At 75.6% G+C, this 16,309-nt stretch carries 13 protein-coding genes; 10 read left to right on the top strand and 3 right to left on the bottom strand.

Going from position 1 to position 16,309, the window contains the following annotated elements:
• Positions 1–6: 6 nt before the first annotated feature.
• Positions 7–1,401, bottom strand: coding sequence for a MinD/ParA family ATP-binding protein (locus tag OG500_RS11745; RefSeq protein WP_329579487.1), 1,395 nt, complete (start codon positions 1,399–1,401; stop codon positions 7–9).
• 274 nt (positions 1,402–1,675) lie between these two features.
• Between OG500_RS11745 and OG500_RS11740 the strand changes: the two genes are divergently transcribed.
• Positions 1,676–1,984 (top strand): hypothetical protein, encoded by a 309-nt coding sequence (locus OG500_RS11740; RefSeq protein ID WP_327066496.1) that lies wholly within the window; start codon positions 1,676–1,678, stop codon positions 1,982–1,984.
• Positions 1,985–2,247: 263 nt separating this feature from the next.
• Positions 2,248–2,913: a sigma-70 family RNA polymerase sigma factor gene (locus OG500_RS11735; protein ID WP_329579482.1), complete on the top strand. Its 666-nt coding sequence runs from the start codon at positions 2,248–2,250 to the stop codon at positions 2,911–2,913.
• Between the two features lie 91 nt (positions 2,914–3,004).
• Here OG500_RS11735 and OG500_RS11730 read toward each other — a convergent pair whose 3' ends face one another.
• Positions 3,005–6,100: an AfsR/SARP family transcriptional regulator gene (locus OG500_RS11730; protein WP_329579480.1), complete on the bottom strand. Its 3,096-nt coding sequence runs from the start codon at positions 6,098–6,100 to the stop codon at positions 3,005–3,007.
• A gap of 262 nt (positions 6,101–6,362) precedes the next feature.
• Here OG500_RS11730 and OG500_RS11725 point away from each other — a divergent pair, with 262 nt between their 5' ends.
• The 3 genes from OG500_RS11725 (at position 6,363) to OG500_RS11715 (ending at position 11,263) form a co-directional block, all read left to right on the top strand.
• Positions 6,363–9,326 (top strand): AfsR/SARP family transcriptional regulator, encoded by a 2,964-nt coding sequence (locus OG500_RS11725; RefSeq protein WP_329579477.1) that lies wholly within the window; start codon positions 6,363–6,365, stop codon positions 9,324–9,326.
• A gap of 220 nt (positions 9,327–9,546) precedes the next feature.
• Positions 9,547–10,623, top strand: coding sequence for a GAF domain-containing sensor histidine kinase (locus tag OG500_RS11720; RefSeq protein WP_327071520.1), 1,077 nt, complete (start codon positions 9,547–9,549; stop codon positions 10,621–10,623).
• Positions 10,616–11,263, top strand: a complete 648-nt coding sequence (locus OG500_RS11715) for a response regulator transcription factor (RefSeq protein WP_327066492.1) — start codon at positions 10,616–10,618, stop codon at positions 11,261–11,263. The genes OG500_RS11720 and OG500_RS11715 overlap by 8 nt, the downstream gene beginning before the upstream one ends.
• 32 nt (positions 11,264–11,295) lie before the next feature.
• On the opposite strand, the gene OG500_RS11710 is transcribed toward OG500_RS11715, so the two are convergent.
• A complete protein-coding gene (locus tag OG500_RS11710) occupies positions 11,296–12,072 on the bottom strand; it encodes a hypothetical protein (protein WP_327071519.1) in 777 nt (258 codons plus the stop codon).
• Between the two features lie 290 nt (positions 12,073–12,362).
• On the opposite strand from OG500_RS11710, the gene OG500_RS11705 reads away from it, so the two are divergent.
• The 5 genes from OG500_RS11705 (at position 12,363) to OG500_RS11685 (ending at position 16,237) form a co-directional block, all read left to right on the top strand.
• Complete coding sequence (locus tag OG500_RS11705) at positions 12,363–13,154, top strand: ABC transporter ATP-binding protein (RefSeq protein ID WP_327066491.1); 792 nt, start codon at positions 12,363–12,365, stop codon at positions 13,152–13,154.
• Positions 13,155–13,369: 215 nt separating this feature from the next.
• Positions 13,370–13,792, top strand: a complete 423-nt coding sequence (locus OG500_RS11700) for an NfeD family protein (RefSeq protein WP_327066490.1) — start codon at positions 13,370–13,372, stop codon at positions 13,790–13,792.
• Positions 13,793–13,852: 60 nt separating this feature from the next.
• Positions 13,853–14,911 (top strand): SPFH domain-containing protein, encoded by a 1,059-nt coding sequence (locus OG500_RS11695; protein ID WP_327066489.1) that lies wholly within the window; start codon positions 13,853–13,855, stop codon positions 14,909–14,911.
• 167 nt (positions 14,912–15,078) lie between these two features.
• Positions 15,079–15,837 carry a sulfite exporter TauE/SafE family protein gene (locus OG500_RS11690; protein ID WP_327066488.1) on the top strand — a complete coding sequence of 253 codons (759 nt, stop codon included), beginning with the start codon at positions 15,079–15,081 and terminating at the stop codon, positions 15,835–15,837.
• A gap of 100 nt (positions 15,838–15,937) precedes the next feature.
• Positions 15,938–16,237, top strand: coding sequence for a 4a-hydroxytetrahydrobiopterin dehydratase (locus OG500_RS11685; protein ID WP_327066487.1), 300 nt, complete (start codon positions 15,938–15,940; stop codon positions 16,235–16,237).
• Positions 16,238–16,309: the final 72 nt, after the last annotated feature.

Below are 16,309 nucleotides of genomic sequence, written 5' to 3'. Positions count from 1 at the left end.
GCCCTGCTACCAGGGCCCGGCGGCCGGTGGCTGCTGCCGGGCCATCGCCTTGCCCACCAGGGCGGCCAGCTCCAGGCAGGCCTGGCGGGTCCTGGGCTTGAGCCTGGCCGGGTCCACCTCGCCGCCCGCCGCGAGGTGGGCGTCCGCGGGGATCACCGCCACGCCGCCGCAGCGGGTGCGGAAGTGTGCGGCCAGCTCCTGGGCGGGCAGCGGTCGGCCCTGGCCGGCCTCGGTGGCCGGGACGGTGGAGATCACCGTGACGCTGGTGCGGACCAGCTCCCCGTGGCCCTGGGCGACCAGCTGGTCCAGGGTGGCGGTCGCGCCGTCGGCGCCCGCCACCGACGCGCTCGCGCAGATCACCAGCTGGTCGGCGAGTTCGACCGCGGCCCGCCGCACGCCCTCCGGCGCGGTGCCCGTGTCGCTGAGGATCACCGGGTACTGGCTGCTCAGCACCGACAGCACCTGCCGGTAGCCGTACTCGTCGAAGCCGGCCCCCGGTGCGCCCGGCAGTTCGGCCAGCACCTCCAGGCCGCTGGCCGCGCGCGAGGTGAAGGCGCGCAGCTGCTGGTAGCTGTTGAGCGAGGGCAGTACCGCGAGCAGGTCGCCCAGGCTCCGCGTGGTCTCCCGGCGCACCCGGGCGCCCAGGTTCTTCGCCGGCCCGCCCGAACCTGCTCCGGCGAGATCGAGGGCGATCACCCGGTCCGGGCGGTTGGCGGCCAGCAGCGTGCCGAGGGTCAGGGTGACGGCGGTCTGCCCGGTGCCGGCCGGGTGGCCGAGCACCGCGATCCGGTGGCAGCCGTGCAACGGGGTGCGGATGCTCTCCAGCAGGCGCCGCTGCTCCTCCTGTCCGCCGCCCGCGAACGGCCGCCGCAGGGCGCGCGGGCCGCGGGCCGCCGCGCGCCGCAGCAGCCGCTCGGGGCTCAACTCGTGGGCGGCGGCGCGCCCGAGCGAGAGGTCCGGGCGCGGAATGAGCCGGTTCGGGGGCTCGGCGGGGCCGCCCACCGCGGGCACGGCCGCGCCGAACGCCGGCGGCGCGGACGCCTGGACCGGTGGCGGCCCGACCACCGGCAGCGGACCAGCCACCGGCAGCTGCACCGGCAGCGGAGAAGCCGCCGGCTCCGCCCCCGGCCCGCGGGTCAGCACCGCCCGGACGTTCGGCGGGATCAGCACCGTGCCGAGCGGGTCCAGCGGCGTCCGGGCGACCACCACCACGGCCTCGGGCCAGCGCGCTGGGGTGTAGTCGGGTGCGTCCGCCCTGCCGGCCTCCGGCCCCAGCCGCAGGATCGCCGCCACCGGGCCCGCCCCGGCCACCGTCCCGCCGCCCCCGACAGTCCCAGCAGCCCAGCCCGCCCAGCCCGACCCACCCGTCACACCCGGGGCACCGCCCGAAAGAACCGTCATGTGTCCTCCCGCTTTCCGGCTCGCCCCCATGACCCCCGTCCAGTCAGGGAGAACGGCTTTTCGGTCCGCCCCGGTTCATCCTGCCCGCCGATATACGCCTGCTGAACCGGGCTACCACCCGGTACCGTCCCTCTTGGATGGCACGCGAGCCCGGGTGCCATGACAGGTCGACAGGTCGGGCCCGGCAGCGGGCGGACGTCCCGCCGCGGGACAGGGGGAGGTGCTGATGTCCGGAGACGGGTCGTCATCGAGACCGCGTCAGCTCATCGCGTCCTTGGTCTCCCGGCCGCAGGAGAGCCTGCCGGGGCAGCCCGCGCTGCCGGTGCCCGAGGCCCCGGCGGCCGAGGTGATCGCCACCGCGCAGCGGATCACCCAGCTCGGCCGGCCCGGTGAGCGGGCCTGCCCGACCCCGCGGCCCGACCTGCTGCGCCTGGCGACGGTGCTGGTGGTGGACGAGCACCCGTCCGCGCCGGGCTGGTCGGCGGCGGACCGGGGCGCGCTGAGCCGCTGGGTCGCGGTACTGATCGAACGGCGCGGGGAGGACGGCGTGCAGCACCTGATCAGGGCGCTCAACCGGGCCTGAACCGTCGTCCACCTGCACGTACGCCCTGCCGGCGCCCCCGCAGACACCCCGCCGACGTGGCCGCCCAGGCGGCCGCCAAGGTGCGCCAATGTAACGGCCAAGGTCGCCGCGCCCCCGCATTGGCGCCGACGTTGGTGGCTCGTTGGTGCATCCTTGGCGCTCCCCGGCAACGTACTTCTGGCGAGGCCGGGGGACCCCCGCCCGGCCTCGCCCAGGCCCCGCCCGGCCTGCTTCGAGACCCCGCCGGACCCAAGAGGTAGTGCGTGTCCACTAAGCCCGTCGCCCCGCCCGTCGTGCCCGCCGCCCTGCCGCCCGCCGACTCGTCGGCCGCCCCGGCCGCCGTGCGCCCCACCCTCGACCAGGAGACGCTCGCCGAGCTGTACCGCCTGCACGGCGGTTACCTGCTGCGCGCCCTGCTGCGGGTGACCAACGGTGACCGCGGCAAGGCCGAGGACATCCTGCAGGAGACCCTGCTGCGTGCCTGGCAGCACCCGGAGGCGATCTCCCGCGGTCCCGAGCACAGCCGGCCCTGGCTGTTCACGGTGGCCCGCCGGATCGCCATCGACCACTTCCGGATGGCCGCCGCCCGCGCCCAGGAGGTGGCCGGCGAGATGCTGGAGGACCGGCCGCTCGCCGAGGACCCCTACGAACAGGTGCTCGCTTCCCGGGACATCGCGCAGGTGCTGGAGCGGCTGCAGCCGCACCACCGCGACGTGCTGGTCGAGCTGCACCTCAAGGACCGCTCGGTGCTGGAGGCGGCCGAACGCCTCGGCGTGCCGCCGGGCACGGTCAAGTCCCGCAACTTCTACGCGATCCGGGCGCTGCGCCCGGTGCTGGCGGCGCAGAGCGAGTACGCCCCGTCCGTGCTGCCGACCGGCCGGAGCAAGTCCGCCGCCAAGGCCACCGGCAAGGCGGGCGCCGCGGCCTGACGCGCCGGCGCCCGACCGGCTCGCTCAGCAGGGCTCCAGTCGCTGCCAGGCCCTGTCGTCAAACCCCCTTCTGTTCGGCGACAGGCCCTGGCTAGGGCAGCGACCGGCTGCCCGGCCGGCAGATCAGCGACTGCTCGACCACCGCGAGCAGGTCGGTGACGGCCCCCGCCAGATGGCCGTGCAGCCGGTAGAGCCGGACGGCCGCACGCAGGTGCTCGGCCGCCTCCCGCTCCCGGCCCAGGGCCAACAGGAAGGTGGCGTACGACTGTTCGGAGATGGCGTGCAGGTGCAGGAAGCCCGCCTCCTGGCAGGTGGTCAGCAGTCGTGACCAGACCCGCTCGGAATCCTCGGTGGCGCCCAGCGCCTGCAGGGCCTGTGCCTCGGTCAGCATCGCCCAGGCGTGGATGGTGGCGCCCGGGTGGCCGGCCAGCAGCCGCTGCGACTCGCGGGACTCGCGCAGCGCCGCCTCGGCCTCGCCGGTCATCAGGTTGATCGCGGCGGCGTAGCCGAGCACGAAGGAGAGCTGGGTGGGCGAGCAGCTCGCCTTGGTCAGCTCGACGGCCGCGGCCGACAGCCGCACGGCCTCGGCCGGGTCGCCGAGGGCCGCGCTGATCAGCGCCAGGGTGACCTGCGAGCGGGTGTGCGCGAAGCCGTCCGCCGGCGTCGTCCCGGCCACCGCCCGCTGCGCCAGCTCGAGGGCCTCCTGCGGACGTTCGACGCCGATCAGGGCGTTGGCCATGGTGCTGCAGAGCAGCGCGGCAGCCGCCGTGGAGCCGCACTGCTCGGCGGCCCGCTGCCCGGCGCGCAGGCAGCTCAGCCAGTCGGTCAGCCGGCTGGCGCCGTAGTACAGCGGGCTCGCCGCCAGGCTCAGCCGCCAGGCCCGCTCCGGGTCGGCCGCGACGCCCGCGGTGACCAGGGCGCGGATCGTCGGCTCCTCGGCCCGGAACCAGTCCAGCGCGGTGCGGGCGTCCGCTGGCCGCGGCAGCGCCGCGGGCGGGTGGGACCGCTCCCCGAAGGGGCCGAGGCTCGGCTCCAGGTGGTCGCCGCAGCGCAGGGACGCCGCAACGTAGTAGTCCAGCAGCCGCTCGGAGCTGAGCCGTCGCACCTCGGCGGGCTGCTCGGCGAACAGCTCCACGCCGAACAGCCGGATCAGGTCGTGCCGGCTGTAGCGGCCCGGGGTGCTCTCGGTGAGCAGGTGGTAGGCGGCCAGCTCGCCGAGCGCGCCGCGGGCGGTGGCCGGGTCGGTGCCGAGCAGCGCGGCCCCGGCGAAGGTGTCCACCTCGCAGCCCGGGTGCGCGGCCAGCACGGTGAGCAACCGGGCCGCCTCGGCGGAGAGGTGGCGGTAGGTCAACGTCAGGGCGGTGCGGATGCTGACCGCCCCCTGGGTGTCCAGGGTGAGCAACCGGGTGCGCTCGTCGGCCAGTTCGGCCACCAGGTCGGCAATCGTCCAGTCCGGCCGGGCGGCCAGCCGGGAGGCCGCGATCCGCAGTGCCAGCGGCAGGTGGTCGCAGAGCTCGATCAGCTGCTCGGCCGCGGCCACCTCGGTGTGCACCCGCCCGGGGGTCAGCCCGCGTTCGAGCAGCCGCAGCGCGTCGCCCCCGGGCAGCGCCTCCAGCCGCAGCAGCGCGGCGCCTTCGGTGACCACCAGGTCCTCCAGCGTGTTGCGGCTGGTGACCACGGCGGCGCAGTCGGGCCCGCTGGGCAGCAGGTCGGTGACGTGTTCGGCGCTGCGCGCGTTGTCCAGCACGACCAGCAGCGCGCGGGTGCCGGTGCGGGCGCGGTAGAGCGCGACGCGGCCGGGCAGGTCCTCGGGCACGGCGGACTCCGCGACGCCCAGGGCGAGCAGGAACCGGCCGAGCACCTCGGCCGGTTCCGCCGGTCCGGCCGGATCGAAGCCGCCCAGGTCGACGAAGAGCTGGCCGTCCGGGAAGCCCGCGGCGACCTGGTGCGCCCAACGGATCACGGTGGCGCTCTTGCCCGCCCCGGCGGGGCCGACCACCAGCGCCAGGCCGTCGCCGGTGCGCTCGGGCCCGCACTCCCGGTCCAGCCAGCGCGACTCCAGCGTGCGGCCGACGAAACCGGCCGGCTGGCGGGGGAGCTGGCGGGGCGCCGGCGGCTCGACGGAGTCGGGCTCCGGGTCGGCCTCCTCGGTGAGGGCCTCCACTGCCGGGAGCACCGGGGTCAGCGCGCTCCCCGGCAGCATCGGAACCAGCAGCCCGTGCTCGGCCGCGTCCCCCTCGCCGTCCCCGGCGTCCTCCGGTCTGCCGCCCGGGTACTCGCCGCCCGGGTGCTCGACGGCGCCGTACGCGACGCCCCCGTACCCGGCGCCCGGGTAGCGGACCTCCCCGAGCCCCGCGTTCTCCTCGGCGAGCACCTGCGCGAACGCCGCCTGCAGCTCCGCGCCCGGCAGCATGCCGAGCTCGCTGTCGAGCAGCTCGCGGGCGTGCTGGTAGGCCGTCAGTGCGTCGGAGGGCCGCCCGGCCTGGTGCAGGCAGCGGATCAGCAGGGCCACCACCGACTCCCGCAGCCCGTCGGCCCGCACGCTCTGCTCCAGGGCCGGCACCGCGGCCGCCCCGGTGCCCCGGCGCAGCCGCAGCTCGGCCCAGTTGATCAGCACCCTGGTCCGCGCCTCGTCCAGCTGTCCGACCATGGCCCGGCGCAGCTCGGTGTCGGGCAGGTCGGCCAGCGCGGCCCCGGTCCACAGGCCCAGCGCCTGTTCCAGCAGCCCGATCGCCTCGGCGTCCGCGGCCCGGCCGTCGTCTCCCGGCCGGTCCGCCGCCTGGCCGAGCCCTGCCTGCCCGAGCCCTGACCCTCCGGCCGCCACCGCCTGCCCACCGCCGCCCGCCGCGCGCTCCCGGGCCGCTGCCGCGAGCGCCTCGAAGCGCAGCACGTCCACCAGCTCGGCCGGCCCGATGAGCAGATAGCCCGGCGCCCGGGTGTGCAGCGTGAACGTGGTGTCGGCGAGCACCTTGCGCAGCGCGGCGATGTGCCCCTGCAGCGCGGCCCGGGCGCGGGCCGGCGGCTCCTCGCCCCAGAGCAGCTCGAAGAAGTGGTCCACCGCCACGACCCGCCCCAGGCGCAGCGCCAGCAGGGCGAGCACCGCGCGCCGCTGGGAGCCGGAGAGCGGTACGAGCACGCCGCCGCGGGTCTTCCGCAGCTCTACCGGACCGAGGAGCCGGATGCCCATGCGTCCCCCACAGTCGCCCACCCCGAAGCCGTCGGGCTCGATTCTTGGACTGCAGTCTAGCCACGCCGTTCGACTGACCAGGACGCCTGCCCGGGCCCGGGGAAGCGTGGATAAGATTGCCGCCCCCGGCGACCGGATCAGCGGCCCGACACGTCTTATCCTCTGACGGAATCGGGCCCCACCGGCCCGACCACGGGGGCGGGGCGACAAGTCGGACGTGAACTGCCAGGTATGAGCTGTCAGGCGTGAACTAGGGGCGTGGATGCGGATCGATCTGCTCGGCGCGGTCGCCGTCCGGTACGACGACGGGGCCGCGGCCACGCCCTCGGCGCCCAAACGCCGCGCGCTGCTCGCCGCCCTCGCCGTCCGGCTCGGCCGCCTGACGCCCACCGAGCAGCTGATCGAGCTGGTCTGGGACGGCAGCCCGCCGCCGACCGCCCGGGCCGCGCTGCAGGGCCACATCGCCGAGCTGCGGCGGCTGCTGGACGGCCGCCTGGAGCTGGCCACCCGGGGCGCCGGCTACCTGCTGGCCGGTGACCCGGACCAGGTGGACGCGCTGCGCTTCGAGCGCCTGTGCCGCGAGGCCGGCCTGTTGCTGCCCGACCCGGCCGCGCCCGCTGCCGCCCGCGCTGCCGCCCGCGCCGCCGCCGACCCGGTCGCCGCCGCCCCGCCCGCCGGGAGCGAGCCCGACCCCGCGCTGCCCCTGCTGCGCGCGGCCCTCGACCTGTGGCGCGGCCCGGCCCTGACCGATTGCGGCTCCGCCCTGCTGCGCGAGCGGACCGCGCCCCGGCTGACCGACCTGCGCCTGCGCGCCCTGGACCGGCTGGCCGACGGGCTGCGCCGGCGCGGCCGCGGCGCCGAGCTCATCGCCGAGCTCACCGAGGCCGTGCCGGCCCACCCCACCCATGAGCAGCTGGCCGTGCACCTGCTGGCCTGCCTCGATCAGGCCGGGCGCGGCGCGGAGGCGCTGGAGTGGTACGACCGGGTGGCGGCCCAGCTGCCGGCCGCCCCGGGCCCGGCGCTGCGCGCCGCCCGCGACCGCCTCGCCCGCACGCCGTCGCCGGTCCCCGGCGGGGCCGTCGCCTACGCCGACGACGCCAGCTCCCCGCGCACCGCGACGCCGTCCGGGGCGAGGGCCGCGGTCGCCCCGCCCCGGCACCTGACGCCCGCCCAACTGCCGCGCGCCAACCGGCGCTTCGTCGGCCGGACCGGCGAGCTCGACCACCTCGACGGTGCGATCGCCGCCGGGCGCGAGAACCGTCCGATCCTGGTCACCGGGCCGGCCGGGGTCGGCAAGACCAGCCTGGTCCAGCACTGGGCGCACCGGGTCGCCCACCGCTTCCCCGACGGCCAGCTCTACGCCGACCTGCGCGGCTTCGACGAGACCGAACCGCGCGAGGCGGCCGAGGTGCTGGCCTGCTTCCTGGCCGCGCTCGGGGTCGCCGAGAGCGCGATGCCCAGCACGCTGGAGGACCGCTCCCGGCGGTACCGCGCACTCCTCTCCGGCCGGCGGCTGCTGGTCGTGCTCGACAACGCGCGCTCCTACGAGCAGCTCTCCCCGCTGCTGCCCGACCCGCCCGCCGACGACGCCGCGCCCGACGGCGGTCCGGTCACCGTCATCACCAGCCGCAGCCGGCTCGGCGACCTGCTCGTCCAGGAGGGCGCCGCCCCGCTCTCGCTGGACGTGCTGACCCCGGCCGAGGCCCTGGAACTGCTGGCCCGGGTGCTGGACCCGGCCCGGGTCGCCGCCGAACCGCAGGCCGCCGCCGAACTGGCCGAGCGCTGCGACCGGCTGCCGCTGGCGCTGCGCCTGGCCGCCGCCCGGCTGGCCACCCGCCCGGGCTGGGCGCTGCGCGACCTGGTGACGGAGATCTCCGACGAGCAGGCCAGACTCGCCTCGCTCTCCTGCGCGGGCCGCGGCTCGCTGGGCGTGGCGGCCACCCTCAACCTCACCTGCCGGGCGCTGCCGGCCGCGGCGGTGCAGCTGTTCACCCTGCTCGGCCTGCACCCGGGCGCGGTGATAGACGCGCACACCGCCGCCGTGCTCGCCGACGTGCCGCCGGTCGAGGTCCGCGGCGTGCTCGCCCAGCTCGACGCCGCCCACCTGATCGAGGAGACCGCGCCCGGCCTGTTCGCCCGGCACGACCTGGTGCGCCTCTACGGTGCCCAGCTGGCCGCCGAACTCACCTGTGACGAGCGGCTGGCGGCGATGGACCGGATGATCGACCACTACCTCGCCGCGACCGCCGCCGCCTGCGCGGGCCTGAACACCCACAGCGTGCTGCCCACCGGCACCCCCGCAGCCGCCGGCACCGCCATGTCCGCCGGCACCCCCGCACCCGCCGGCTCCGCCGCGTCCGCCGTCGCCTCGCCGTCCACCATCACCTCGCCGTCCACCGCCAGCCTGCCGCCGCTGGCCACCCCGGGCCAGGCCGTCGACTGGTTCCGCCGCGAGGAGCGCGCGGTGCGCGGCGTGGTGCTCTGCGCCGAGCACTACGAGCGCTCCGCCGCCGCCTGGCAACTCGCCCACCAGGCCGGGGTGCTGTACTACAACGCCAACCACGGCCGCCCCGAGTGGCGCAGCACCGCCGAGGCCGGCCTGCGCGCGGCCCGCGCCTGCGCCGACCCCGCCGCCCTGGTGCGGATGCACGCCGACCTCGCCGTGGTCCTCATCGACCAACGCGAGTTCCGCGCCGCCTCCGACCACCTCGACCAGGCCATCGCCCTCGCCGACGAACTGGGCGACCCGGTGCTGCGCCACCAGTGCCGCACCCGGCTGGCCAACGGCCTGGTCCGGGCCGGCCGGCAGGCCAGCGCGATCCCGCTGATGACCGACATCGTGGACCGCGCCCGCGAGCTGACCGACGACCGGCTGCTCGCCCAGGCCCTCAACAACCTCGCCAACGCCCTGGTGATCGCCGGCACCCCCGAGCTCGCCCTGCCACACGCCGACGAGGCCGTCCGCATCCTCACCGCCCGCCCCGAGGACCCCAAGCTCCCGCTCGCCGCCCACACCCGCGCCGAGGTGCTGCACGCCCTCGGCCGCCACAACGCGGCCCTCGCCGCCGCCCGCCACGCCCTCGCCCTCGGCCGCGCCCAGGGCAACCTGCGCATCGAGTCCCAGGCCCACGCCCTGCTCGCCACCCTCCTGCACGCCCTCAGCCGCACCGCCGAAGCCCTCGCCGAGGAGCGCCTGGCCGACACCCTGCCCCCCGACGCCGGCTGAGCCCGCGCCCCCGGCTGCGGCACCACCTCCGCCGCACGCCCTACGCCCCCCGTCCCACCCGCGCCCCGCCCACCGCCCCACGCCCGCTCCCGCACCCCGGCGGTACGGTGGCCGCATGGGGATCAAGCACCAGCCACCGTGCGAGCACCCGCTCGACGACCCGTGCCTGGACGACGCGTGCCTGGACGGCCTCGAAGCGGTGAGCGACGCGGTGCTCGCGATGAGCGCGCACCTCGAAGTGCGCGAGGTGCTGCGCCGCATCACCGCTTCCGCGCGCTCGCTGCTCGGCGCCCGGTACGCCGCGCTCGGGGTGCCGGACGACCACGGCGGCTTCGCCCAGTTCGTGGTGGACGGGGTGACCGACGAGCAGTGGAAGGCGATCGGGCCGCTGCCGCGCCAGCACGGGGTGCTCGCCACCATGCTGCACGAGAGGGGGCCCACCCGGCTGGCCGATGTCCGCAAGGCACCGGCGTTCGGCGGCTGGCCCAGCGCGCACCCGGAGCTGACGGACTTCCTCGGGATGCCGATCCTGGACGGCGAGGAGATCCTCGGCGCGATCTTCCTGGCCAACAAGGAGGGCGGCTTCACCGTCCACGACGAGCGGCTGCTGCGGATCCTGGCCGCGCACGCCTCGATAGCGCTGGCCAACGCCCGGCTCTACGAACGCAGCCGCGAGCTGACGCTGGCCGGCGAGCGGGCCCGGATCGCGCACGACCTGCACGACGCGGTCTCGCAGAAGCTGTTCAGCCTGCGGCTGACCGCCAAGGCCGCCGCCAAGCTGCTGGACCGCGACCCCGAGCGGGCCAGGGCCGAGCTGACCGAGGTGGCCCGGCTGGCCGCCGAGGCCGCGGACGAGCTGCGGGCCGTGGTGGTCGAGCTGCGCCCGGCCGCGCTCGACGAGGACGGTCTGGTGGCCACCCTCGCCTCCCAGGTGCAGGTGCTGGACCGCGCGCACACCGCCGGCGTCGAGTTCACCGACGACGGCGGGGTGCGCACGCTGCCGCCGGCCCAGGAGGCGGCGGTGCTGCGGATCGCCCAGGAGGCGCTGCACAACGCGCTGCGGCACGCCGACGCGACCAAGGTCACGGTCACGCTGCGCGGCACCGCCGGCCGCGGCGCCGTCCTGCGGATCACCGACGACGGACGCGGCTTCGACCCGGACGCGGTCCACCGGGCCGGCCGGCACCTCGGGCTGGTCTCGATGCGCGACCGCGCGCAGAGCGTCGGCGGCCGGCTCACCCTCACCTCGGCCGCCGGCCGGGGCACGGTCATCGAACTGGAGGTTCCCGGTGCCTGAGACCCACGCGCCGATCCGCGTCCTGCTGGTCGACGACCACCAGGTGGTCCGCCGCGGGCTGCGCACATTCCTGGAGGTGCAGGACGACATCGAGGTGGTCGGCGAGGCGGCCGACGGCGCCGAAGGCGTGACGAAGGCCCAGGAGCTGGCCCCGAACGTGGTCCTGATGGACCTCAAGATGCCGGGGGTGGACGGGCTGGAGGCGCTCAAGCGCCTGAAGGCGGAGGGCAATCCGGCCCGGGTGCTGATCGTCACCAGCTTCACCGAGCACCGCACCGTGGTCCCGGCGCTGCGCGCGGGCGCGGCCGGGTACGTGTACAAGGACGTCGACCCGGAGGCGCTGGCCGGGGCGATCCGCTCGGTGCACGCCGGACACGTGCTGCTCCAGCCCGAGTTGGCCGGCGCGCTGCTGGCCGACGACGCCCCGCGCGCTCCGCAGGGCCGGGGCGGGACCCTGACGGAGCGCGAGCGCGAGGTGCTCGGCCACCTCGCGGACGGCCGCTCCAACCGGGAGATCGCCCGCAGCCTCAGCCTGTCGGAGAAGACGGTCAAGACGCACGTCTCCAACATCCTGATGAAGCTGGACCTGGCCGACCGCACCCAGGCCGCCCTCTGGGCGGTCCGCCACGGCGAGGGCTGAACGCCCCCGAACACGCCCCCGACCGGAGCCCCTCAGTCCTCCCGCTCGTCCACCAGCGCGTTGTACGCCGCCACCTGTGCCCGCCGCGCGATCCGCCGCAGCGGCGCCAGCACCGCCGCCCGCGCCGTCATCTCGGCGGCGCTGACCGCCGCGCCGTGGCCGCCGGCCGCGATCGACAGCAGCGCCGAGACCTGCCGCGCCGACTCCAGCACCCGCACCGCGCGCGGCGGGTAGCCGGGGGCCAGCAGCTTGCTGTGCCCGCGGCGCCGGTACTGCTCCAGCGCGCGCAGCGCCTCCGGCCCGGCCCCGGCCACGTCCAGCCGGGAGAGCAGCACGGTCGCCTCGCGCAGCCCCTCCACCAGCTCCCGCTCGGCCTCGTGCAGCGAGGGGACGTCGGCGGGCGGCGCCGGGCGCACCTCGTGGCAGCGCCACAGCACGGTCACCGCCTGGTCGCCGGGCGGCCCGTACACCTCGATCTCCGGGACCAGCCCCAGCGGCACGCCGACCGCCAGCACCGCCTCGCCCACCGCGAGCGCCGCGGCGTTGAAGGGGGCCGGCCCGGTCAGCCCGAGCGGATGCCCCTCGGCGGGCAGCGCCAGGCGCAATCCGGTCACCCCGAGCACCCGCAGCCGGCCCAGCGCCCAGCTGAGCGCGTGCTGCTCGCCCTCGACGTCGCCGGGCAGGCCGATCACGCGGTGTCTCTCGTCCTTGCCGACGACCTCCTCCACCACGTGGTCGGGCGGGGCGAAGCCGGCCAGCAGCGAGTTGCCCCACGCGGTCAGCCGCGCGGAGCGCGCCTCGGCGAACAGGCCGGCGGACGGGTCGGCGAACGGGTTTTCGGCAGGAGTCAGCGGCATCCCGCCAGCCTACGGACAACCCGGCCACCCGCGTGGCGTAGGTTGGCCCTGTGCTGTGCGAGTAACCGCGCTGCCGTGCGAGTGGCGGCGCTCCCTCCCGCCTACCCGGTCGGCGGAGTAGGCTGCCCGCCCGCACCGACTTGTCGACACGAGTGGACCGCACCCCGAGGACCCCGCCGCGCCGCACCCCGCCGCGTAGGACCCCGGACGGCCGAAAATCTGTATTGGGGAAGGCGTTAGGCATGAGCGACGTGCTGGAGCTGGTGGACGTTTCCGTGGTCCGGGATGGACGTGCGCTGATCAGCCAGGTCTCCTGGTCGGTCGCCGAGGGGGAGCGCTGGGTGATCCTGGGCCCCAACGGCGCCGGCAAGACCACCCTGCTCCAGGTCGCGTCCAGTTACCTGCACCCCACCAGCGGCACCGTCGCGGTGCTGGGGGAGAAGCTCGGCTCGGTCGACGTCTTCGAGCTGCGCCAGCGGATCGGCCTGGCCGGCGCCTCGCTGCTGGACCGCATCCCGCGCGAGCAGACCGTGCTGCAGACGGTGCTCACCGCCGCCTACGGCATGACCGCCACCTGGCAGGAGACCTACGACAAGGTGGACGAGTCGCGCGCGCTGCTGCTGCTCGACCGGCTCGGCATGGGCGGCTACGAGCAGCGCAGCTTCGGCACCCTCTCCGAGGGCGAGCGCAAGCGCACCCTGATCGCCCGCGGCCTGATGACCGACCCCGAGCTGCTGCTGCTCGACGAGCCGGCCGCCGGCCTGGACCTGGGCGGTCGCGAGGACCTGGTCCGCCGCCTGGGCGCGCTCGCCCAGGACCCCTACGCGCCGGCCATGGCCGTGGTCACCCACCACGTCGAGGAGATCGCGCCCGGCTTCACCCACGTCCTGATGATCCGTCAGGGCAAGGTGCTGACCGCGGGCCCGATCGACACCGAGCTGACGGCCCGCAACCTCTCGCTCTGCTTCGGGCTGCCGCTCACCCTGGAGCGTCACGGCGACCGCTGGTCCGCGCAGGGCCTGCCGCTCGGCTGACCCCGCCCGCGGACACAGCCCGCGGACCCCGCCCCGGGCCAGCCCGCCGCCGAACCGGCGCCGGCCGCACCGGGCTGCCCGCCGCCGGGCCGAACCACCGTGCCGGCCCGCTCCGTTGACCAGGCGCGGGCCCGGCGGCCCCGGCTGATCGGTTTCCCTCCGTCCACCTGCGGGAACCCACCCACCGGACATCGTTTCCTCCCTAGGATGGCCCTGTGGACAGCTGGGTGTGGTGGCTCGTGCTCGCCGTCGGTCTTGGCATACCGCTGGCGATCACCGCGCTGCCGGAATTCGGCCTGTTCGCGGTCGGCGCCGCCGGCGCCGCGATCGCCGCCGGGGTGGGGGCCGGGGTGGTCTGGCAGTTCCTGACCTTCATCGTCGTCTCGGTCGCGATGCTGACCGTGGTGCGGCCGATCGCCTATCGCAAGCTCGACCGGAGCCCGCGGGTCCGGATGGGGATCGAGGCGCTGGCCGGCGCACGGGCCGTGGTGCAGGAGCGGGTGGACGAGCACGGCGGCCGGATCAAGCTCAACGGCGAGATCTGGTCGGCACGGGCGCTGCACCCCGACCACGTGTACGAGCCGGGCCAGCAGGTGGATGTCGTGGAAATCCAGGGCGCGACCGCCCTGGTCGACTAGCGGCCCTCCCGGCCTGCCAGTCGTCCGAGTTGCCCGTCGTAGATGTCCAGGGGAGACACTGTGGAACCCGTCCTGATCGTGCTGATCGTTCTGGTGGTGGTGGCGTTCATCGCACTGATCCGGACGATTCAGGTGATCCCGCAGGCGAGCGCGGCGATCGTGGAGCGCTTCGGCCGCTACACCCGCACCCTCAACGCCGGCCTCAACATCGTGGTGCCGTTCATCGACACCATCCGCAACCGGATCGACCTGCGCGAGCAGGTCGTGCCGTTCCCGCCGCAGCCGGTGATCACCCAGGACAACCTGGTGGTCAACATCGACACCGTCATCTACTACCAGGTGACCGACGCCCGGGCGGCGACCTACGAGGTGGCCAGCTTCATCCAGGCCATCGAGCAGCTCACCGTCACCACGCTGCGCAACATCATCGGCTCGATGGACCTGGAGTCCACCCTGACCTCCCGTGAGGTGATCAACGCCGGGCTGCGCGGGGTGCTGGACGAGGCCACCGGCAAGTGGGGCATCCGGGTCAACCGGGTCGAGCTGAAGGCGATCGAGCCGCCGACCTCCATCCAGGACTCGATGGAGAAGCAGATGCGTGCCGAGCGGGACAAGCGCGCGGCGGTGCTCACCGCCGAGGGCGCCCGGCAGGCCGCGATCCTGCGGGCCGAGGGTGAGAAGCAGGCCGCGGTGCTGAGCGCCGAGGGCGAGGCGCAGGCCGCCGTGCTGCGCGCCGACGGTGAGGCCGCCGCGATCCGCACCGTCTTCGAGGCCATCCACGACGGCGACGCCGACCAGAAGCTGCTCGCCTACCAGTACCTGCAGACCCTGCCCGAGTTGGCCAAGGGCGACGCCAACAAGCTCTGGATCATCCCGAGCGAGGTCGGCGACGCGCTCAAGGGCCTGGGCGGCGCGTTCGGCGGCCTCACCGGCCAGGGCGCCGGACCGGGCGCGGGCCCGGACCTGACCAAGCCGCCGGTGGCGGCGCCCGAGGGCAACGGCAGCCGCCCCGGCGTCGCCGGCGGCGGCGGGCCGCGCCCGGTGGACACCGACCAGAGCGGTGCGGCCCGGCCCCGGGTCACCCCGCCCCGGGAGTACCCGAAGATCGACCCGGAGTAGCGCCCGTGGCTCCGGGCAGTCCCCGGCAGGACCGGCCGGGACTCCCCGGAGCCGGGAAACCCGGTCTCTGATCCTGGAACCCACTGGGCACCCGGCCCGCTGTCCGGCATGATCGCGACCGCCGCCACCCCACCGGGGGCGGACACGCGAGAAGTAAGGACGAGTCCATGACTCCTTGGGAAGGGCTGGCGGTCTTCGCGGCCGGAGCCGGCGCGGGCACCATCAACGTCATCGTGGGATCGGGAACGCTGATCACGTTCCCGGTCCTGCTGGCGGTCGGGCTGCCCCCGGTCACCGCCAACGTCTCCAACACCCTCGGCCTGGTGCCCGGTTCGGTCAGCGGAGCGATCGGCTACCGCCGCGAACTGGCCGACCAGCGCGGCCGCCTGGTGCGGCTGGGCACGGCCGCACTGCTCGGCGGACTGGTCGGCGCCGTGCTGCTGACCCGGCTGCCCCAGGGTGCCTTCAACGCCATCGTCCCGGGGCTGATCCTGCTGGCCCTGGTGCTGGTGGTGATCCAGCCGCGGGTGGCCCGTGCGGTGGCGGCCCGCGGTGGCAAGGTCGCCGACCCGGACGGCAGCCCGCTGCTGGTCACCGGCATCTTCCTGACCGGCATCTACGGCGGCTACTTCGGCGCCGCGCAGGGCGTGCTGATGCTCGCGCTGATGGGCATGCTGCTCCGCGACGACCTGCAGCGGATGAACGCGGTCAAGAACGTGCTGGCGCTGATCGTCAACGCGGTCGCGGCGGTCTTCTTCATGTTCACCGCCTCCATGGACTGGCTGGCGGCGCTGCTGATCGCGGTCGGCTCGGCGCTCGGCGGCTTGGTGGGCGCCAAGGTCGGCCGCCGGCTGCCGCCGGTCGCGCTGCGCACGCTGATCGTGGTGGTGGGCCTGGCCGCGGTCACCAAGCTCCTGCTGGCATGACGCCGCTCGCGCCCGGGCGCCGGCTCCCGGACCGACGCGGGGTCAGCCACTAGCATCACTGTGGCCCGCCTGACCTGGAGCGACGGACCGGAGTGACGCGATGACCAACAGCCCCCTGCTGACCGAGGACGAGATCACCGCGGGCCTGGCCGCACTGCCGGGCTGGCAGCGACAGGGCGCGGCGATCACCCGCACCGCCGACGCTGCCGACTTCCCGTCCGCGATCCGCGTGGTGGTGGCGGTGGCCGAGGCGGCCGAGGAGATGAACCACCACCCGGACATCGACATCCGCTGGCGCACCCTCACCTTCGCCCTCAGCACCCACAGTGCGGGCGGCGTGACCGACCTGGACCTCCGACTGGCGGCCAGGATCGATGCGGCGTTCAACCAGCAGAGCTGACGGGTTCATTCACCGTACCGACACGTTCGCCGACCGTACCGACCGTTGCAGCGGGCCCTGTTGCCAGCCGAA

It is taken from the genome of Kitasatospora sp. NBC_01250, from assembly GCF_036226465.1.
Taxonomy (GTDB): Bacteria; Actinomycetota; Actinomycetes; order Streptomycetales; family Streptomycetaceae; genus Kitasatospora.
The sequence above is the reverse complement of the archived record's forward strand: the minus strand, read 5'-3'. Positions and strand labels throughout refer to the sequence as shown.